Here is a 19,053-nt window from a genome sequence, read left to right as displayed (position 1 = left end):
CCATTATGCTGAGCAAAAAGTTTCGTAACATCCTGCTATTCAGCTGCATCGCCGCGCTGTTCGCTGCGGTCGGCTACTGGAACATCAGCCCGGAACGCTTCCTCGACAAAACTGTGGTCAAGGTCGATGAAAGCGCGATCGACTATTACGCGACCAATGCTCACAGCGTGCAGTTTCTGCCGGACGGCAAATTGCAGTACGAAATGACGTCCGACAAGGTCGAACACCTGAAGGCGTCAGAGGTCACATTGCTGACCAATCCGGACCTGAACATGTTTCGCGGCACCGAGTTTCCCTGGCACGTCCAGAGCGAGCACGGGGAAGTCAACCCGGACGGCACCCAGGTCGAGTTGATCGACTCGGTGCGCATCACCCGTTTTGACGAGAAAAACCGCAGGACCCTGATTACCACCACCCGTATGACTGTGTTCCCGCAGCAGCAATATGCGCAGACCGATCAACCCGTTAGTATCGACGGCGCTGGCGGTGTATCGACAGGCATCGGAATGAAAGCGTACTTGAAAGAAAGCAGGATACACCTGCTATCTAACGTAAGAGGACAGTATGAGGCTCGTTAAAACCCTCCCTATTTTGCTCAGTCTGGGCGCAGCACTGGGAAGCGTGAGCGCCTGGGCTCTGCCGAACGATCAAGACCAGCCTATCCGCATACAAGCCGACGACGCCCAGCTGGACGACAAGAACGGCGTTGCCACCTATACGGGCGACGTGATCATCACCCAGGGTTCGATGAAGGTTACCGGCAATAAAGTGACCATGACGCGCACCCCGGCGGGTGACATCGACGTGGTGACCTCGGTGGGCAATCTGGCCTACTTCGAGCAACTGCAAACCGCAGGCGACCCCAAGCCTGTCCAGGGCTGGGGTGTGACCATCCAGTACCTCGCCGCGAAAAATCGCGTCGTACTGATCGACAAGGCAAAGGTTATCGACAAGGACAACAACATCACCCAAGGCGAGAAAATCGTCTACGACACCGACAAAAAGCTTGCCAGCGCCGGTCGCGCTACCGGCAGCAAGGTGACCGAATCGCGTCCGCGTATCGACATGGTGATCCAGCCGAAGAAGAAAACCGACGAGCAAAAGGCCCCGTAATGGCAACTCTGAAAGCTCAGCATCTGGCCAAGAGCTACAAGAGCCGCCAGGTCGTGCGTGACGTCAGCCTGTCGATCGACAGCGGTCAAATCGTCGGTCTGCTGGGTCCTAACGGCGCCGGCAAGACCACCTGCTTCTACATGATTGTCGGCCTGGTTCAGGCCGATCAGGGCCGTGTGCTGATCGACGATCTGGATGTCAGCCACCAGCCAATGCACGGTCGTGCAAAGGCCGGTATCGGCTATCTGCCGCAAGAAGCGTCGATCTTCCGCAAACTCTCGGTCGCCGACAACATCATGGCGATCCTCGAGACCCGCAAGGAACTCGACAAGGCAGGGCGTCGCAAAGAGCTGGAAAGCTTGCTGCAGGAATTCCACATCAGCCACATCCGCGACAACCTCGGCATGAGCCTGTCAGGTGGTGAACGCCGTCGCGTGGAAATCGCCCGGGCATTGGCTACCAACCCGAAATTCATCCTGCTCGACGAACCATTCGCCGGCGTGGACCCGATTTCGGTAGGCGACATCAAACAGATCATCTACCACCTCAAGGCCAAGGGCATTGGCGTGCTGATCACTGACCACAACGTCCGTGAAACCCTGGATATCTGCGAAACCGCCTACATCGTCAACGATGGTCAGCTGATCGCTGAAGGCGATTCCGCCACTATCCTGGCCAACGATCTGGTTAAAGAAGTCTATTTGGGCCATGAGTTCCGCCTGTAAGCGTTGAGGTGTCTGACTGTTCTCTCGGGCGCTTGTCTCGATAAAAAATCAACATTTTTTTATTGTTACAGCGCTCTAGGCAAACGCTGCAGTTTCGGGCATATAATTTGCTTATGTTTGGCGCTCCGGCGCCCTGTAGTGGATGGCGCATGCGCGCCGGCGAATAAGGTGTTAAGCCCCTGCCATGAAACCATCGCTAGTCTTGAGAATGGGCCAGCAGCTGACGATGACACCGCAGCTGCAACAGGCCATCCGCCTGCTCCAATTGTCGACCCTGGACCTGCAACAGGAAATCCAGGAGGCCCTGGAGTCCAATCCGATGCTCGAACGCCAGGAAGATGGCGACGACTTCGACAACGCCGACCCCTTGGCCGACAAAGCCGAGCAACAACCCAACGCCGACATTCAAGAGCCCTCCTACCAGGAAACCGCTCCCACGGTTGACAACCTCGAGGAAGGTGACTGGAACGAGCGCATTCCCAATGAACTGCCGGTTGATACCGCATGGGAAGACGTTTACCAGACCAGCGCCAGCAGCCTGCCGAGCAACGATGACGACGAATGGGATTTCACCACTCGCACATCGGCCGGTGAGAGCCTGCAAAGCCACCTGTTGTGGCAACTGAATCTGGCGCCGATGTCCGACACCGATCGCCTGATCGCCGTGACCCTGATCGACTGCATCAACAATCAGGGCTATCTGGATGAAACCCTCGAGGAAATCCTCGAGGCCTTCGATCCGGAACTGGACATCGAACTGGACGAAATCGAAGCCGTCCTGCACCGCATCCAGCAATTCGAGCCGGCCGGTATCGGCGCTCGCAACCTGGGCGAATGCTTGCTACTGCAATTGCGCCAATTGCCAGCCAAGACGCCTTGGCTCGCCGAAGCCAAGCGCCTGGTCAGCGACTACATCGATCTGCTCGGCAGCCGCGACTACTCTCAGCTGATGCGCCGGATGAAGATCAAGGAAGATGAACTGCGCCAGGTCATCGAACTGGTCCAGAGCCTCAACCCGCGCCCCGGCTCGCAGATCGAATCCAGCGAAGCCGAGTACGTCGTTCCCGACGTTATCGTGCGCAAGGACAACGAACGCTGGCTGGTGGAACTGAATCAGGAGTCGGTGCCACGACTGCGGGTCAACGCCCAATACGCCGGGTTTGTCCGGCGCGCTGATACCAGCGCCGACAACACCTTCATGCGCAATCAGTTGCAAGAGGCCCGCTGGTTCATCAAGAGCCTGCAAAGCCGTAACGAAACCCTGATGAAAGTCGCCACCCAGATCGTCGAGCATCAGCGTGGCTTCCTGGAATACGGCGACGAAGCCATGAAACCGCTGGTCCTGCATGACATTGCCGAAGCAGTGGGCATGCACGAATCGACAATTTCACGGGTCACCACGCAAAAATTCATGCATACCCCACGGGGTATTTATGAGCTGAAATACTTTTTCTCCAGCCACGTCAGCACCTCCGAAGGCGGTGAATGCTCGTCCACAGCGATCCGCGCGATCATCAAAAAGCTGGTTGCCGCGGAAAATCAGAAAAAGCCGTTGAGTGACAGCAAGATCGCTGGTTTACTGGAGGCACAAGGCATTCAGGTGGCTCGCCGCACCGTCGCCAAGTACCGCGAGTCCCTCGGGATCGCGCCTTCGAGCGAACGCAAGCGGTTGATGTAGAGCCACGCCACAGCGTTCCAGTGGTAGATCATCTGATCTACCGCTTTATGCACTGGCAACGAAGGAGAAGCTGTATGCAAGTCAACATCAGTGGACACCAACTGGAAGTGACCGAACCCCTGCGCACCTACATCGGCGAAAAACTCGAACGATTAGAGCGGCATTTCGACAAGATCACCAACGTGCAGGTCACGATGACGGTCGAGAAGCTGAAGCAGAAAATCGAAGCCACCCTGCATATTCCCGGCAATGAAGTGGTCGCAAACGCGGAACATACCGATATGTACGCGGCGATCGACTCGCTGACCGACAAGCTCGATAAACAACTCAAAAAGCATAAGGAAAAGACCCAGAGCCTCCTCCAGGGTGCGACCGGTCGTTAACACTCCCAACCCATGATCCGACTTGAAAACATCCTGACCCCCGGCCGTTCCCTTGTGAACGTGCCGGGCGGCAGTAAAAAGAAAGCCCTTGAGCAAATTGCCAACCTGATCGCCCGGGAAGTGCCGGATCTGGAGATGCAAGATGTCTTCGAGGCTTTGATTGCCCGTGAAAAGCTCGGCTCGACCGGTTTTGGCAACGGCATCGCCATCCCCCACTGTCGCCTTAAAGGTTGCGAGTCGCCCATCAGCGCCTTGATGCACCTCGACGCCCCCATTGATTTCGACGCCATCGACGGCGCTCCGGTTGACCTGCTGTTCGTACTGCTGGTCCCGCAAGCAGCTACCGATGCACACCTGGAACTGCTCCGCCAGATCGCCAGCATGCTCGATCGCAAGGAAGTCCGTGATCGTCTTCGCAGCGCCCCAAGCAACGAAGCCTTGTATCAGGTTGTCCTGGACGAGCAAAACGGTCAGTAATCATGCGTTTGATCATCGTCAGCGGCCGCTCCGGCTCAGGTAAAAGCACCGTCCTCGATGTTCTCGAGGACAACGGCTACTACTGCATCGACAACCTGCCCGCCGGCCTGCTGCCGGAACTGGCGGAAGGCGCCTTGATTCATACCGAATTGCTACAACCGCTGGTCGCTGTATCCATCGACGCGCGTAACCTGCCGAGCCACCTTTCGCGTTTTCCCGAACTGCTGGAAGAAGTCCGCGGCCGGCACATCAAGTGCGATGTGCTGTACCTGGATGCCGATGAAGAAACCCTGCTCAAGCGCTTTTCCGAAACCCGCCGTCGTCACCCGCTGAGCACCGCCAACCGTTCATTGGCTGAGGCAATCGAGGATGAAAGCACTCTGCTGGGGCCGATCGCCGATCTGGCAGATCTCAAAATCAATACCACCCACCTGAACCTGTATCAGCTGCGCGATACCATCAAGCTGCGCCTGCTGAATCAACCGGAAGCCGGCACTGCGTTCCTGGTCGAGTCTTTCGGATTCAAGCGTGGCATGCCGGTGGACGCGGACCTGGTGTTCGACGTGCGCTGCCTGCCCAATCCCTACTGGAAGCCGGAGCTGCGTGCTCAGTCCGGGCTTGATCAACCGGTGGCCGAGTATCTGGCAGCTCAACCGGATGTCGAAGAGATGTTCCAGGACATTTCGTCGTATTTGCTCAAGTGGCTGCCGCGCTTTGCCGCGAGCAACCGCTCTTATGTCACCATCGCCATTGGCTGCACCGGAGGACATCACCGCTCCGTCTACCTGACCGAACGTCTGGGCCAGGTTCTGCAACAATCCCTGAAGAACGTCCAGGTCCGCCACCGCGACCTCAGCTAAAGGATTCACATCGCGATGCCTGCTCTGGAAATCGAAATCATCAACAAGCTGGGCCTGCATGCCCGCGCTTCTGCAAAATTTGTTGGAGTAGCGGGTCAGTATCCGTGCCAGATCAGAGCCGGGCGGACGCCAGAATCGATGGTCGACGGCAAAAGCATCATGGCCATGATGATGCTCGCCGCCGGCAAGGGCACCAGGATCCACCTGAGTACCGAAGGCGAGCAAGAACAGGAAGCGCTGGATGCGCTGGTGAAGTTGATCAACAACTTCTTCGACGAAGGCGAGTAAAAACAGCCCTCTGTAGCGGCAGCTGAAGGCTGCGTCAGGCTCACTCCCACAGGGGGGCGGTGCACGGCACATAAAAAAAGCGCGTTACCTGATAGGTGACGCGCTTTTTTTTTGCAACGTTGAGCGTTAGCTACCCGCTACCGTCATCCGCTCGATCAGCACCGACCCCGTGCGAATGTTGCTGCGCAATTCCAGGTCATTACCGACCGCAACGATCTGTTTGAACATGTCACGCATGTTGCCGGCGATGGTGACTTCCTGCACCGCGAACTGGATCTCACCGTTCTCAACCCAGAAACCCGCCGCGCCTCGGGAGTAATCGCCGGTGACCATGTTCAGGCCTTGGCCCATCAGTTCCGTGACCAACAAACCACGCCCCATGCGACGCAGCAACGCGGCCTGGTCTTCATCCCCATGGGTAACGAACAGGTTGTGCACGCCGCCGGCATTGGCGGTGCTCGGCATGCCGAGTTTGCGCCCGGAGTACGTGCCGAGGATGTAGGAGACCAACTCACCCTTTTCGACGAACGGTTTGGCGTAAGTCGCCAGTCCATCGCCATCGAATGCGGAACTGCCCATGGCGCGCATCAAGTGCGGACGCTCATCGATGGTCAGCCATTCAGGGAACAACTTCTGACCCAGCGTGCCCTCCAGGAACGACGACTTGCGGTACAGGCTGCCGCCGGAAATGGCCGACAGGAAGCTTCCGAACAATCCACCGGCCAACTCAGCGGAAAACAGTACTGGCACTTCACAAGTCGGCACCGGACGCGCGCCCAGACGGCTCGCCGCCCGTTGCGCGGCACGCTGGCCGATGCTCACTGGGTCGGCCAGCAAATTGCCCTGACGGTTTACGTCGTACCAGTAATCGCGCTGCATCTGGCCATCGGCCTCGGCGATCATTACGCAACTCAGGCTGTGGCGCGTCGACGCGTAGCCACCGATAAATCCGTGGCTGTTGCCATACACGCGGCAACCCTGATGGGTGCTGAGCGTAGTGCCGTCGGCATTCTTGATCCTGCTGTCAGTGGCAAACGCGGCGGCTTCGCAGGCCAACGCTTGCTCAATAGCTTGTTCCGGCGTGATATCCCATTGATGGAACAGGTCGAAGTCCTGCAGATCGCGAGCCATCAACGCGGCATCAGCCAGGCCCGAGGCCTCATCTTCGGAGGTGTGTTTGGCGATGGCCAGCGCCGCGGCGACGGTTTCGCGAATGGCGTCAGGGCCACTTGCCGACGTACTGGCCGAGCCTTTGCGCTGGCCGACGTACAAGGTGATGCCAAAGCCCTGATCGCGGTTGAACTCGACGGTTTCGACTTCACGCTGACGCACCGACGTCGACAGGCCCTGCTCCAGGGAGACGGCAACTTCGCAGGCACTGGCGCCCTGACGCTTGGCTTCAGCAATGATCTGCTCGACTTGTTCTTGCAGTGCCGGCAACGCTTGTGGGCCGACGCTTTCAACTGCACTCATGCTGTTCTCCACTCAAATTCTGCTTTCGGTATGGCCTTCGAGCGACCGGGCCGGACAAGCGGCCCCCGACTGGTTATCATGGCGGCGTTTCTTTGCGGACGGCCACCATGGTTGATTCTTACGATGACTCCCTCGATACGGGAGAAAAAAGCAAATCCCAGGTTAAACGCGAGCTTCATGCTCTGGTTGACCTTGGCGAGCGCCTTACAACACTCAAGCCTGACTTGCTGGCAAAACTGCCGTTGACCGACGCTATGCGCCGGGCCCTGGCCGATGCGCCCAAGCACACCGCGAATATCGCGCGTAAACGGCACCTTATGTTCATCGGCAAACTGATGCGCGATCAGGACACTGACGCCATTCTGACCTTGCTCGATCAACTCGATGCCTCCACCCGGCAGTACAACGAACGTTTCCATGGCCTGGAACGCTGGCGCGATCGCTTGATCGCGGGCGACGATGCAGTCCTGGAGAAGTTCGTGCTCGACTACCCGGAGGCTGATCGTCAGCAATTGCGCTCCCTGATCCGTCAGGCCCAGCACGAACTGGCGACCAACAAGCCACCGGCATCGAGCCGTAAAATCTTCAAGTACATCCGTGAGCTGGACGAGACTCAACGCGGCCTGCGTTAAGTCCCGAATCGGGTGAGTCGCCAAGCGGCTCACCCGAAGCTTCACTTTTTCAAAAGCCACTTATGCGCCTGTGCCACCCACAGTGATCGCATCGATTTTCAGCGTTGGCTGGCCGACACCCACCGGCACCGACTGCCCATCCTTGCCACACGTCCCCACACCGCTGTCCAGCGCCAGATCGTTACCGACCATCGACACCTTGCTCATGGCTTCCGGACCGTTGCCGATCAATGTCGCGCCTTTGACCGGCGCCGTAATCTTGCCGTCTTCAATCAGATACGCTTCGCTGGTGGAGAACACAAATTTGCCGCTGGTGATGTCCACCTGACCGCCGCCGAGGTTGGCGCAGTAGATGCCGCGTTTCACCGAGGCGATGATTTCAGCAGGGTCGCTTTCGCCCGCCAACATGTAGGTGTTGGTCATGCGTGGCATTGGCAGATGAGCGTAGGACTCACGACGACCGTTGCCGGTACGGGCCACGCCCATCAGTCGTGCGTTGAGCTTGTCCTGCATATAGCCTTTGAGTACGCCGTTTTCGATCAGCGTGGTGCACTCGGTCGGGGTGCCTTCGTCATCGACGCTCAGGGAACCGCGACGGCCTGCCAACGTACCGTCATCGACAATGGTGCACAGTTTGGACGCAACCATTTCGCCCATGCGCCCACTGTAGGCAGAGCTGCCCTTGCGGTTGAAGTCACCTTCCAGACCGTGGCCGACCGCTTCGTGCAGCAGCACCCCGGACCAGCCGGAACCCAACACCACCGGCAACGTACCGGCCGGCGCTGGAATCGCCTCAAGGTTGACCAGCGCCTGACGCAATGCTTCACGGGCATAGCCCATGGCGCGGTCGTCACTGAGGAAATAACGGTAATCGGTTCGACCGCCGCCGCCATGACCACCGCGCTCGCGGCGACCGTTTTGCTCAACAATCACGCTGACGTTGAAGCGCACAAGCGGCCGTACATCGGCGGCCAGGCTGCCGTCGGTGGAGGCAACGAGGATTCGCTCCCAGACACCGGCCATGCTCACCGTGACTTGCTGGATACGCGGGTCGAGGGCGCGAGTGGCCGCATCGATGCGCTTGAGCAGTTCGACTTTCTCGGCGCGGGAGATCACTTCCAGCGGGTTATCCGGCCCGTACAACTGGGCGACGTCCTGGGTGGTGAACGCCTGCACCGTGCCGTTCTGCCCGGCGCGGGAGATCGAACGTGCGGCACGGGCCGCCGCACCGAGGGCCTCCAGGGTGATGGCATTGCTGTAGGCAAAACCGGTTTTTTCACCCGATTGCGCACGCACGCCGACACCTTGGTCGAGGTTGAAGCTGCCTTCCTTGACGATTCCATCTTCCAGCGCCCAAGACTCGGAAATCTGCCCCTGGAAATACAGGTCGGCGGCATCGATGCCCGGGCCGGCCAGATCGCCGAGCACGCCTTGCAGGCTCTCGATTGTTACGCCGCCGGGCGCCAGGAGGTGTTCACTGACTGAGGACAACAACTCGCTCATATGCTTTACGCCTTAAATTCATCGTTCTGAGGCAGGTCGCCGAGCGCCCTGCGAGAAAAAGCGCCGGTGACTGGACACCGGCATCCGCGTCCTGATGGACGCCTGTTCGCTGCTATCGCGTTCGGCCAGCAGCACGGCCTCGCCCTGATCCTGTTGCGCCAGCACCCGCCCCCAGGGGTCAATGATTGCGGCATGCCCCCAGGTTTCTCGCGGCCCCGGATGAATCCCACCCTGAGCGGCCGCCAGCACATAACATTGCGTTTCGATGGCGCGGGCGCGAATCAGCACATCCCAATGCGCCGCACCGGTCACCGCGGTAAACGCCGACGGCGCGGTAATCAGCTCTGCTCCGGCAGCGCGTAATTCGCTGTACAGCTCCGGGAAGCGCAGGTCATAACACACCGTCAGCCCGACTCGACCAACCGGCGTATCCGCCACCACCACCCCACTGCCATAAGCATAGTCATCGGACTCGCGATAACGTCCACGATTGTCCGCTACGTCCACGTCGAACAAATGCAACTTGTCGTAGCGCGCCACCGTCTCGCCGTGATCATTCACTAACAGTGAGCAGGCATGCACTTTCGCCGTCGGCTGATCCACCGGCGGCAGCGGCAACGTGCCGGCCACTATCCATAACTTGAGGTCGAGGGCGGTCTGTTTCAACCAGGGCAGGATCGGGCCGTCGCCCGACGCTTCAGCACGGCCGATATCAGCGATGTCACGACGGCCCATCGCGGCGAAGTTTTCCGGCAATACGGCGAGTTGCGCACCGCCGGCCGCCGCTTGCTCAAGCAGCCGGCGTGCCTGGGCCAGGTTGGCCAGCACGTCGCTCTGGCTGACCATTTGAATCACCGCTACCGACATGGTCTGTCCTTACTTGATAAGTGTCCGCCAACCTGTAGCAACTGCCGAAGGCGGCTACAAGACCTTCGTCATGCTACTCCATCAGCACAAGACGTGGCTTTTCAAAAAGGCTTGTCGAAGGTGATTTTCGGGTCTTTCCACGGGCCTTTGACGGTGTATTGGACACTGGCAAAACGGGACATGCGGTCACCGATCAGTTTGTCGATCAGGAACAACGCGCCGCCGACAGCCGGAGCGCCAACGATCAACGCCGCAATCGGCAAGTTATTGGTCACCGGCAACGTCACCAGCAACTTGGCGTCGATCCGATCCCCCACCAGGTTCAAGGTGCCATCAAGCTCAAGGTTGGTGGACGGACCGGTCATCCGGATCGGTTCACGGGTGACGTAGACGCCATTGGTCCCGACCAGCACACCTTTGACCTGGTCATAACTCAGGCCTTTGCCGAACAAGTCGGAAAAGTCCAGACGCAAGCGTCGACCGATGGAGTTGAAATTAAGCAGACCGAAGACTTTCAGGGCCTGGGCACTGGCGTCGACCTCTACAATCTGGCCCTTGGTGATCGTTGCATCAAGGGTGCCGGAGAAGCGCTTGCTGGCCAGCCAGGCCGGCGAACCGGGCCAGCGACCGTCAACGTCCATTTGAAATTTTTCACTGGTGACACTCGGCGCAAAGCCCCAGCCTTTGAGCACATCGGCGAGATTCTTGCCGCTGATCTGCCCCTTGTACCAACTGCTGGAGCTACCGGGCACACCTTCCCAGCCGCCACGGCCTTGCAACAGAATCCCTTTGAGGCCCATGTCCAGCGCATTGAACGCAATACCCTTCGCGGTCGGACGGATTTTGAGCGACCAGCCGCCCACCAGATCCGGCCCCAGGAACAGCTGATTGATGGTGATGTCCAGTGCCGGAATCTTTGTCGGGTCCACCGTGGCCAGTGGATCGGGTGCGTTCTCGTCGGTCACTACCTTAGGATCGGCAGCGGGCAGGCGTATGTATTGCAGATTAACCGTGATCGGTGCGCCTTTCGCATCCGGAACACCGACGGTGCCTTTGACCTGCTGACTGTCGAGTTGCAGAGCCCAACTGGCGGGCTTTCGGTTCAGCTGCACTGAAGCCTGATCGAGGGTAGCGCCCAGAGCACTGAGCTTACCAACCTTGAAGTCCGCACTGCTGAGCAACTGTTTGGCACTGTCGCCCGAAACCTGGCCAGCGTACTTGTCCACCAAATCCTTCCACGGGCCGACATCCAGCTCCGACAGCACGCCCCGCACCCGCAAACCTTTGGCACCGGGCAATTCGGCATCGCCACCACCGAGGAAAAGCTCACCGCGCCCCTCGGCAAAATTGTCGTTCGGTGCTGCAAACGTAAAGTTTGCCAACTGACCATAGTTGACCCAGTAGCGCCGCTCAGCTCCTTGCAAGGTCATGCGAAATGACGTGTCGCGGCACGCACCGGCCGTCAGGCCGAACGGGGCAGGTAGATCGACTGTCGCGCCTTTGAGGCAGGAGTTGACCATCAACTGACTGTTAGCGCCGTCCAGGTTCAGTTGCAGCTGATACGGGATCACTCCGGAAACCGGCACTGGCTGAGTCACGTGCAACCAGTCAGTGAGTTTTTTGACCTCGACCTGACCGGCAGCCGTGACGCGTGTCTTGAGTTGACTTGCATTGCCGTCGGCAAAAATCTGCGCGGTGACAGGCTTGTCAAAGGCGCGTGCGCTGATGTGCTGTCCGCTCAATCCCTTGGTGCTATCAAAGCGGAAATCGCCCTTGAGTTGAGTCAGCTCCAGCGTTGGCTCGGCCAGCTTCAGACGCGCCTTGTCGGTTTTGAAGTCGACGACAATCTTCGGCAGCTCACCTTTGGCCAGCGGGATATCCAATTTTACTTTGCCCTGTAGATCGCCCTCACCTTCCCAACCGGCGAAAGTTGCAGCCGTGCCTATCGGCGCTTCCTGAAGAATTTTCAGGCCATCGCGCAAGCCGCCGGCGAATCCACCGTCGAGGAATAGATGAACGTTTTTTCCATCAGGGACATGGGGAATATCGACGTAGATGTCGCGTACCTGGGTGTCGAGCAACTGCCCCTGGCTGGCCAGAACCCGCACGCCACTGTCTTCAACAAACACGTCACCTGTGACCTTGCTGACATGCGGCCAGCCCGGCTGGAAAGCCAGCTCGGCATCGTGCACTTTGAAGAACAGGCTGATGCTGCGGTCGGCATCGCCGGCACCAGATTTCAGCGACCCTTGATACTGGAAGAAACCTTCGTCCACCGCACCTTTGATAATCGCCGTACGCAGCCATTCGTCCAGCGCCGGGCTGAGCATGGTCGGCAGGTATTTGGCGGTGTAACGACCGTCCCCCTCGACCATGCCGACCCGCAGGTCCATGTAATCTTCCTGAGCGGGATCGAAACGCAGGCGAATCAGGAAGTCGCCGGCAATCTTGCCTTCTTCGCCGAGCACCTTGAGGTACGGCGCAATCAGGGTGAAGCCTTCTTTATCGAGCTTCCAGGTCAACGTCGCGTTGGCCTGAATGTATTGCCATGGCTTGGCGAAAATGGGCGTCAGGTGCAGGACAAAGTCCTTGCTGTCCAAGCGCAGCTCGCCTTTGCCAAGGTCACCGCTGATGCTGCCGCTGACATTTCGCGCCGCCGGAGCACCGTAATAGGCATCAAAACCTACCCGATCGAGATTCGCGGCGAAACTGAACTTGCTGTCGTCAGTGGCATTGGGTCGAATGTCGATCAGCACATTGCGCAACCCGCCGGTCACCTTGAGCGCTTCGACCGCTTTGGCAACGCCTTCGGGCAGTGGACCCAAGGCGTTCAGCAGCGGCGTAAGCGGGGTGAGGTCGAGGCGGTCGACTTGCAGGTGCCAGAGTTCTTCGACCTTGTCGGTAGCTGAAGTTTGTTTGAGTTGCAGATGCGATTCCCAGCGCGTCTCGCCGAAGTTCATTGCCAGGGAATCCAGCGTCACCACAACGCCTTCGGCGCGGCGCTGGAAATAGCCATTGAGCGCAAAATTGTTGATCTGGATCGGCTTACGTTCGGCGTAAGCCCCATTGAGCTGCGGCGCGTTCAAGCGGATTGCAGCGCTTTGCAGTGTGCCCCGGCCCCAATTGACCCAGAGCTCGCCACCGGCCTTGATCTCGGAAAAATTCCATTGCTGGGTAAGTCGCTCGGGCAGCCATTTCGACCAGTCGCTTTGCGGCAGGCTCAGGTAAGCCTCGGCTTCACCGTCCTGCCACTGGCTGGCGTTGATGCGGGTGCGCAAGCTCATGGCCACCGGCTGGCCGTCAGGCAAGGTCAAACGGGCATCAAGGCGCTGGCGGGCAGCACCGACTTTCAGACTAAGGCCGACGTAGGTCAGGGTCAGTGGCGGATGATCCAGGGGTTGCAAAGTTACCTGGCTGTCGATCACCGACAACTGCTGGACCATCTGCATGCGGTTGAGCAGTTGTTCAGGATCAAGCGGCTGATCCTTCTGCACCGGTAGACCTTCCAGCGCCCACTTCCCGTCGTCACCTTCCTTGAGGCTGATCTTCAGGCCGTTCAGCTCCAAGTGAGCGATGCGCACCTGGCGAGCCAATAAACTTTGCAACAGGTCTGGCACCGCACGCACCTGGTCCAGGCGCAGGGCATTGGCGCCCTCTCCGACTGTCACGTCATGAGCCAACAAGATCGGCGCAAAACCACTCCAGTTACCTTCCAGCTTGCCGATTTTCAGCGACATGCCCAAAGCTTCGCTGGCTTTGGTTTCGACTTCTGTACGGTATTCGGCCACCAGAGGCGTCAGTTCACGGCCAAGGCTGACGTACAACGCCATCAACACCAATGCCAACGCGCACAGGCCCAGACCCCATCGGGTCAGTGCGACCAATATGCGTGTCAGACGCTCCATGTCAGGTGGCTCCCATGACAAAAATGCTGCAAAAAGCTGAGGCCAGCCGTTCTAGTAAGGAGGAAACACAGCGATTCAGAGCAACACCACGTCGTATTGTTCCTGGGAATACATGGTTTCCACCTGGAACCGAATGGTGCGTCCGATAAATCCTTCCAGTTCGGCAACATTACCTGACTCTTCATCGAGTAATCGGTCGACAACTTTCTGGTTCGCCAATACACGATAGCCTTCCGCTTGATAGGCGCGCGCCTCGCGGAGGATTTCTCGGAAAATTTCGTAGCAAACCGTTTCCGGCGTCTTCAGTTTGCCTCGCCCCTGGCAACTGCTGCACGGTTCGCACAATACCTGTTCAAGACTTTCACGGGTTCGCTTGCGGGTCATCTGCACCAGGCCCAACTCGGTAATGCCGATAATGTTGGTTTTGGCGTGGTCGCGCTCCAGTTGCTTCTCGAGCGTGCGCAATACCTGACGCTGGTGCTCCTCATCTTCCATATCGATGAAGTCGATGATGATGATCCCGCCCAGATTGCGCAGGCGCAGCTGACGGGCAATGGCTGTGGCGGCTTCAAGGTTGGTCTTGAAAATGGTTTCTTCAAGATTGCGATGGCCAACAAAGGCGCCGGTGTTGACGTCAATGGTGCTCATGGCTTCCGCCGGATCGACCACCAGGTAACCGCCGGACTTGAGCGGGACTTTGCGCTCCAGGGCTTTCTGGATTTCGTCTTCAACACCATACAAATCGAAAATAGGCCGCTCGCCCGGATAGTGCTCAAGACGATCGGCGATTTCCGGCATCAGTTCGGCGACGAATTGCGTGGTTTTCTGGAAGGTTTCCCGGGAATCGATGCGGATCTTCTCGATCTTCGGGCTCACCAGGTCACGCAAGGTCCGCAACGCCAGGCCGAGGTCTTCGTAGATCACACTCGGTGCGCTGATGGTTTTGATCTGATCGCTGATCTGGTCCCAAAGCCGGCGCAGGTAGCGGATGTCCATGAGGATTTCATCAGCGCCCGCCCCTTCGGCCGCGGTGCGCAAAATGAAGCCGCCAGCCTCTATGATGCCTTCTTTGGCCACGCAATCGGTGACCACCTGCTTGAGGCGTTCGCGCTCGGCCTCGTCTTCTATCTTCAGTGAAATACCGACGTGAGCGGTGCGCGGCATGTACACCAGATAACGCGATGGAATCGACAGCTGAGTCGTCAGGCGTGCGCCTTTGGAGCCGATCGGGTCTTTGGTGACCTGGACCACCAGGCTCTGGCCTTCATGCACCAGGGCACTGATGCTTTCGACCGCTGGGCCTTCGCGCAACGATATTTCCGAGGCGTGAATGAACGCCGCGCGGTCCAGACCGATATCGACGAACGCCGCCTGCATGCCTGGTAAAACCCGTACGACCTTGCCTTTATAGATGTTGCCGACGATCCCGCGCTTCTGCGTTCGCTCGACGTGGACCTCTTGCAACACACCGTTTTCGACCACCGCCACGCGCGACTCCATCGGCGTGATGTTGATCAGAATCTCTTCACTCATGGCAGGGTCTCGTTCAGGCGTATTCACGATAATGGCTGCATCTTGTCAGTACGACGCTCAGCGCGCGTTAAGTGTTTGCCAACAGGGTATGCCGAAATGGCCGAGAAGTTCTGCGGTTTCGCACAGCGGCAACCCGACCACACCCGAGTAGCTGCCGTCGAGCCCGGCAACAAATACCGCACCCAGTCCCTGAATCCCGTAGCCACCCGCCTTGTCGCGAGGTTCACGACTGGCCCAATAGGCTGCCGCTTCTTCGCGACTAATGCTGCGAAACCGTACCAGACTGCGCACCACCCGAGACTCGCAGCGCTCTGCGTCGAGTACGGCAATCGCGGTCAGCACTTCATGCTCACGGCCGGCCAACAGCATAAGCATGGCGCACGCCTCGGCTTCGTCCACCGGTTTACCTAGAATTTTCCCGTCCAGCACCACCGCCGTATCGGCCCCCAACACGCAAAAATCCGCATCGGACACAACCACGCCTCGCCCGGCCTCGGCTTTGCCGCGCGCCAGGCGTTCGACATAGGCCGACGGGGATTCGTGAGTTAACGGGGTTTCATCAATGTCCGCGCTGACGGCGGAGAACGGCACGCCAATCTGCATGAGCAGTTCACGCCGGCGCGGCGAGCCTGAGGCGAGGTATAGCTGTTTCATCAAGACATCTCCCTGTCGAGGTGCGGGCCAATGCCTGACCGAATTAATTGATTTTGTAGCGCCGACGCAGACCGCGCAAACCGTAGCTGACCCATGGCCACAGCAACGCACTGACTAGGGCCGGTAGTACCAGCGCCAGGGTTGGTTGACGATTACCGGTCAAGGCACTCAGCCATAGTTGAACAAGCTGTGCGAGGCCGAAGATCACCAGGATCACTAGACTCTGCTGCCACATCGGGAACATACGCAAGCGCTGTTGCAGCGACAGCACCAGGAAGGTGATCAACGTCAGGATCAGCGCATTCTGGCCAAGCAACGTGCCATAAAGCACGTCTTCAGCCAATCCCAGGCACCAAGCGGTGAGCATGCCGACTTTTTGCGGCAGGGTCAGTGCCCAGAACGCAAGCAGCAGCGCTAGCCATAGCGGGCGGAGAATTTCCATGAATTGCGGCAACGGCGAAACACTGAGCAACAGGCCGACAGCAAACGTCACCCAGACAATCCAGCCATTACGGGAGGCTTTCACACCGACCATTATTCTTGTCTCCCAGTGGAAGCCGGCGCCGGGACAGGCGGTTTGGCCGCAGGCTTCACGGCCGGCGGTTTACTGGCGGCTGGCTTGGCAGCGGCAGGATGGGCCGGTTTGGCCGGGGTAGCAGGCGCCGGTGCAGCGGCGGCCGGCGTGGCGGCAGGCACCGCAGTGGCCGCGGGCACCACGGTGTTCGCAGGAGCCGGTTTGGGAACAGTCGCCGGAATAACCGGCCCGCCGCCGTGCTGGTCCAGTGCTTCTTGTGCCTGGGCCGCATCATTGGCACGTTCTTCGGCCGTGCGGCCATCACTGAACACCAGCAGTAAATAACGGCTACGGTTCAACGCGGCGGTTGGCACAGCCCGCACAATGGCAAATGGCTGACCAGAGTCGTGAATCACTTCCTTGACCGTCGCCACCGGGTAACCCGCCGGGAACCGCTGACCAAGGCCGGAGCTGACCAGCAGATCGCCTTCCTTGATGTCGGCGGTATCGGCTACGTGACGCAGCTCAAGGCGCTCCGGGTTGCCGGTGCCGCTGGCAATCGCCCGCAAACCGTTGCGATTCACTTGCACGGGAATGCTGTGGGTGGTGTCGGTCAACAGTAATACCCGGGAGGTGTAGGGCATCAACTCGACCACCTGCCCCATCAGTCCGCGCGCATCGAGCACCGGCTGACCGAGGATCACACCGTCGCGCTCACCTTTGTTGATGATGATGCGATGGGTGAAGGGGTTGGGGTCCATGCCAATCAACTCGGCCACTTCTACCTTCTCGTTGACCAGTGCTGAGGAGTTGAGCAACTCGCGCAGCCGAACGTTCTGCTCTGTGAGGGCGGCAAGCTTCTGCATGCGCCCCTGCAACAGCAGGTTTTCGGTTTTGAGTTTTTCGTTTTCGGCGACGAGTTCGGTACGGCTGCCAAATTGGCTGGCCACACCTTGCCATAGCCGCTGCGGCAGGTCGGTGATCCAGTAAGACTGCATCAGCACCAGCGACATTTGGCTACGCACTGGCTTGAGCAGTGTGAAGCGGGCATCGACCACCATCAGCGCGACCGATAGCACGACCAGCACTAACAAGCGCACGCCCAGTGAAGGCCCTTTGGCGAAAAGCGGTTTAATAAGCCGCTCCTCCCAGGCAAATGTTCTCTTTATTCATACGGCATCAAACCGGCCTGGATGCAGACTGACAGAAGATAAACGCCAACAGGCAGCACTGCAAAGTGCTGCCTGCGCGCCAACAGCATAGATGCAACCGGCGAAATCACTCGCTGGAAAGCAGGTCCATGGTGTGTTTATCCATCATTTCCAATGCACGGCCACCGCCGCGAGCAACGCAGGTCAGCGGGTCTTCGGCGACGATTACCGGCAAACCTGTTTCCTGGGCCAGCAACTTATCGAGGTCACGCAGCAAGGCGCCACCACCGGTCAGTACCAGACCGCGCTCGGCGATATCCGACGCCAGCTCGGGAGGCGATTGCTCCAGTGCACTTTTCACAGCCTGAACGATGGTGGCCAGGGACTCTTGCAGAGCTTCCAGCACTTCATTGGAGTTCAGGGTGAAAGCACGTGGAACGCCTTCGGCCAGGTTACGGCCACGCACGTCGACTTCACGGACTTCGCCGCCTGGGTAGGCCGTACCGATTTCCTGCTTGATGCGCTCGGCAGTGGATTCGCCGATCAGGCTGCCGTAGTTGCGACGCACGTAGGTGATGATCGCTTCGTCGAAGCGGTCGCCGCCAACCCGTACGGATTCGGCGTAAACCACACCGTTCAGGGAGATCAGTGCGATTTCGGTAGTACCACCACCGATATCGACCACCATCGAACCGCGTGCTTCCTCAACCGGCAGGCCGGCACCGATCGCAGCAGCCATTGGCTCTTCGATCAGGAACACTTCGCGAGCACCGGCACCAAGGGCCGATTCACGGATGGCACGACGCTCAACCTGAGTGGATTTGCACGGAACGCAGATCAGCACACGAGGGCTAGGCTGCAGAAAGCTGTTTTCGTGAACCTTGTTGATAAAATATTGCAGCATCTTTTCGCAGACGCTGAAGTCGGCGATCACGCCGTCTTTCATCGGACGAATGGCAGCAATGTTGCCCGGCGTTCGGCCGAGCATGCGCTTCGCTTCGGTGCCGACAGCAACGACACTTTTCTGGTTACCGTGTGTCCGAATAGCCACAACCGATGGCTCATTCAGGACGATACCGCGCTCGCGCACGTAAATAAGGGTGTTGGCAGTGCCCAGGTCAATGGAAAGATCGCTGGAAAACATGCCACGCAGTTTCTTGAACATGGGAAAGGGACCCTAGGCAACGCGTGGGTAAAAAAGTGCGGCAAACTCTAACAACGACAGGGATTTTGGGCAAGGCGCCAATATGTTAAATTGGCCGCTTTTCTGTGCACCAACCCCCACAATCGCGGCCTT

At 58.8% G+C, this 19,053-nt stretch carries 18 protein-coding genes; 9 read left to right on the top strand and 9 right to left on the bottom strand.

All coding sequences use genetic code 11. The features are described 5' to 3' along the window. Positions 1 to 5: 5 nt before the first annotated feature. The 8 genes from lptC (at position 6) to AC3ISI_RS04080 (ending at position 5,524) form a co-directional block, all read left to right on the top strand. Positions 6 to 578 (top strand): LPS export ABC transporter periplasmic protein LptC, encoded by a 573-nt coding sequence (gene lptC, locus AC3ISI_RS04115; protein WP_489335584.1) that lies wholly within the window; start codon positions 6 to 8, stop codon positions 576 to 578. Further along, a complete protein-coding gene (lptA, locus tag AC3ISI_RS04110; RefSeq protein WP_489335583.1) occupies positions 565 to 1,113 on the top strand; it encodes a lipopolysaccharide transport periplasmic protein LptA in 549 nt (182 codons plus the stop codon). Before lptC ends, lptA begins: the two co-directional genes overlap by 14 nt. Continuing rightward, entirely contained in the window at positions 1,113 to 1,838 is a 726-nt protein-coding gene (lptB, locus tag AC3ISI_RS04105) for an LPS export ABC transporter ATP-binding protein (protein ID WP_027924532.1), read from the top strand. Before lptA ends, lptB begins: the two co-directional genes overlap by 1 nt. A 184-nt stretch (positions 1,839 to 2,022) precedes the next feature. Beyond that, positions 2,023 to 3,516 carry an RNA polymerase factor sigma-54 gene (locus AC3ISI_RS04100; protein ID WP_489335582.1) on the top strand — a complete coding sequence of 498 codons (1,494 nt, stop codon included), beginning with the start codon at positions 2,023 to 2,025 and terminating at the stop codon, positions 3,514 to 3,516. 74 nt (positions 3,517 to 3,590) lie between these two features. Then, on the top strand, positions 3,591 to 3,899 hold the full coding sequence (gene hpf, locus AC3ISI_RS04095) for a ribosome hibernation-promoting factor, HPF/YfiA family (RefSeq protein WP_046026821.1): 309 nt from the start codon (positions 3,591 to 3,593) through the stop codon (positions 3,897 to 3,899). Between the two features lie 12 nt (positions 3,900 to 3,911). Further along, on the top strand, positions 3,912 to 4,376 hold the full coding sequence (gene ptsN / locus AC3ISI_RS04090; RefSeq protein WP_223516504.1) for a PTS IIA-like nitrogen regulatory protein PtsN: 465 nt from the start codon (positions 3,912 to 3,914) through the stop codon (positions 4,374 to 4,376). A gap of 2 nt (positions 4,377 to 4,378) precedes the next feature. After that, positions 4,379 to 5,236 (top strand): RNase adapter RapZ, encoded by an 858-nt coding sequence (rapZ, locus tag AC3ISI_RS04085; RefSeq protein WP_489335581.1) that lies wholly within the window; start codon positions 4,379 to 4,381, stop codon positions 5,234 to 5,236. Between the two features lie 15 nt (positions 5,237 to 5,251). After that, positions 5,252 to 5,524 (top strand): HPr family phosphocarrier protein, encoded by a 273-nt coding sequence (locus tag AC3ISI_RS04080; protein WP_489335580.1) that lies wholly within the window; start codon positions 5,252 to 5,254, stop codon positions 5,522 to 5,524. A gap of 126 nt (positions 5,525 to 5,650) precedes the next feature. Here the strand turns inward: AC3ISI_RS04080 and pmbA are convergent, their stop codons facing one another. Further along, positions 5,651 to 6,997, bottom strand: a complete 1,347-nt coding sequence (pmbA, locus tag AC3ISI_RS04075) for a metalloprotease PmbA (RefSeq protein WP_477801513.1) — start codon at positions 6,995 to 6,997, stop codon at positions 5,651 to 5,653. Positions 6,998 to 7,104: 107 nt separating this feature from the next. On the opposite strand from pmbA, the gene yjgA reads away from it, so the two are divergent. Further along, entirely contained in the window at positions 7,105 to 7,629 is a 525-nt protein-coding gene (yjgA, locus tag AC3ISI_RS04070) for a ribosome biogenesis factor YjgA (protein ID WP_007901505.1), read from the top strand. Between the two features lie 60 nt (positions 7,630 to 7,689). Here the strand turns inward: yjgA and tldD are convergent, their stop codons facing one another. The 8 genes from tldD to mreB form a co-directional block, all read right to left on the bottom strand. Further along, positions 7,690 to 9,132 (bottom strand): metalloprotease TldD, encoded by a 1,443-nt coding sequence (gene tldD / locus AC3ISI_RS04065; RefSeq protein ID WP_489335579.1) that lies wholly within the window; start codon positions 9,130 to 9,132, stop codon positions 7,690 to 7,692. Positions 9,133 to 9,150: 18 nt separating this feature from the next. Then, positions 9,151 to 9,999, bottom strand: a complete 849-nt coding sequence (locus tag AC3ISI_RS04060; RefSeq protein ID WP_489335578.1) for a carbon-nitrogen hydrolase family protein — start codon at positions 9,997 to 9,999, stop codon at positions 9,151 to 9,153. A 101-nt stretch (positions 10,000 to 10,100) separates the two neighbouring features. Continuing rightward, entirely contained in the window at positions 10,101 to 13,904 is a 3,804-nt protein-coding gene (locus AC3ISI_RS04055) for a YhdP family protein (RefSeq protein WP_489335577.1), read from the bottom strand. A 75-nt stretch (positions 13,905 to 13,979) separates the two neighbouring features. Further along, positions 13,980 to 15,437 (bottom strand): ribonuclease G, encoded by a 1,458-nt coding sequence (rng, locus tag AC3ISI_RS04050; RefSeq protein ID WP_489335576.1) that lies wholly within the window; start codon positions 15,435 to 15,437, stop codon positions 13,980 to 13,982. 57 nt (positions 15,438 to 15,494) lie between these two features. Further along, positions 15,495 to 16,091, bottom strand: coding sequence for a Maf family protein (locus AC3ISI_RS04045; RefSeq protein WP_489335575.1), 597 nt, complete (start codon positions 16,089 to 16,091; stop codon positions 15,495 to 15,497). Positions 16,092 to 16,134: 43 nt separating this feature from the next. Next, positions 16,135 to 16,626, bottom strand: a complete 492-nt coding sequence (gene mreD / locus AC3ISI_RS04040) for a rod shape-determining protein MreD (RefSeq protein ID WP_489335574.1) — start codon at positions 16,624 to 16,626, stop codon at positions 16,135 to 16,137. Continuing rightward, positions 16,626 to 17,741 (bottom strand): rod shape-determining protein MreC, encoded by a 1,116-nt coding sequence (mreC, locus tag AC3ISI_RS04035; protein WP_489337622.1) that lies wholly within the window; start codon positions 17,739 to 17,741, stop codon positions 16,626 to 16,628. The genes mreD and mreC overlap by 1 nt, the downstream gene beginning before the upstream one ends. Before the next feature lie 142 nt (positions 17,742 to 17,883). Beyond that, complete coding sequence (gene mreB / locus AC3ISI_RS04030; RefSeq protein WP_002555108.1) at positions 17,884 to 18,921, bottom strand: rod shape-determining protein MreB; 1,038 nt, start codon at positions 18,919 to 18,921, stop codon at positions 17,884 to 17,886. Between the last annotated feature and the right edge of the window lie 132 nt (positions 18,922 to 19,053).

It is taken from the genome of Pseudomonas sp. GL_139_B (assembly GCF_057834475.1).
Note: the sequence above shows the minus strand (reverse complement) of the source record. Positions and strands in the feature narration are given on the sequence as shown.

Excerpts from the sequence above, each read along its gene's own strand:
- AC3ISI_RS04100 (WP_489335582.1), top strand. The coding sequence starts at position 2,023 with ATGAAACCATCGCTAGTCTTGAGAATGGGCCAGCAGCTGACGATGACA.
- mreB (WP_002555108.1), bottom strand. The coding sequence starts at position 18,921 with ATGTTCAAGAAACTGCGTGGCATGTTTTCCAGCGATCTTTCCATTGAC.
- lptC (WP_489335584.1), top strand. The coding sequence starts at position 6 with ATGCTGAGCAAAAAGTTTCGTAACATCCTGCTATTCAGCTGCATCGCC.
- rapZ (WP_489335581.1), top strand. The coding sequence starts at position 4,379 with ATGCGTTTGATCATCGTCAGCGGCCGCTCCGGCTCAGGTAAAAGCACC.
- AC3ISI_RS04080 (WP_489335580.1), top strand. The coding sequence starts at position 5,252 with ATGCCTGCTCTGGAAATCGAAATCATCAACAAGCTGGGCCTGCATGCC.
- ptsN (WP_223516504.1), top strand. The coding sequence starts at position 3,912 with ATGATCCGACTTGAAAACATCCTGACCCCCGGCCGTTCCCTTGTGAAC.
- AC3ISI_RS04055 (WP_489335577.1), bottom strand. The coding sequence starts at position 13,904 with ATGGAGCGTCTGACACGCATATTGGTCGCACTGACCCGATGGGGTCTG.
- rng (WP_489335576.1), bottom strand. The coding sequence starts at position 15,437 with ATGAGTGAAGAGATTCTGATCAACATCACGCCGATGGAGTCGCGCGTG.
- AC3ISI_RS04060 (WP_489335578.1), bottom strand. The coding sequence starts at position 9,999 with ATGTCGGTAGCGGTGATTCAAATGGTCAGCCAGAGCGACGTGCTGGCC.
- mreD (WP_489335574.1), bottom strand. The coding sequence starts at position 16,626 with ATGGTCGGTGTGAAAGCCTCCCGTAATGGCTGGATTGTCTGGGTGACG.
- AC3ISI_RS04045 (WP_489335575.1), bottom strand. The coding sequence starts at position 16,091 with ATGAAACAGCTATACCTCGCCTCAGGCTCGCCGCGCCGGCGTGAACTG.
- pmbA (WP_477801513.1), bottom strand. The coding sequence starts at position 6,997 with ATGAGTGCAGTTGAAAGCGTCGGCCCACAAGCGTTGCCGGCACTGCAA.
- lptB (WP_027924532.1), top strand. The coding sequence starts at position 1,113 with ATGGCAACTCTGAAAGCTCAGCATCTGGCCAAGAGCTACAAGAGCCGC.
- hpf (WP_046026821.1), top strand. The coding sequence starts at position 3,591 with ATGCAAGTCAACATCAGTGGACACCAACTGGAAGTGACCGAACCCCTG.
- lptA (WP_489335583.1), top strand. The coding sequence starts at position 565 with ATGAGGCTCGTTAAAACCCTCCCTATTTTGCTCAGTCTGGGCGCAGCA.
- tldD (WP_489335579.1), bottom strand. The coding sequence starts at position 9,132 with ATGAGCGAGTTGTTGTCCTCAGTCAGTGAACACCTCCTGGCGCCCGGC.
- yjgA (WP_007901505.1), top strand. The coding sequence starts at position 7,105 with ATGGTTGATTCTTACGATGACTCCCTCGATACGGGAGAAAAAAGCAAA.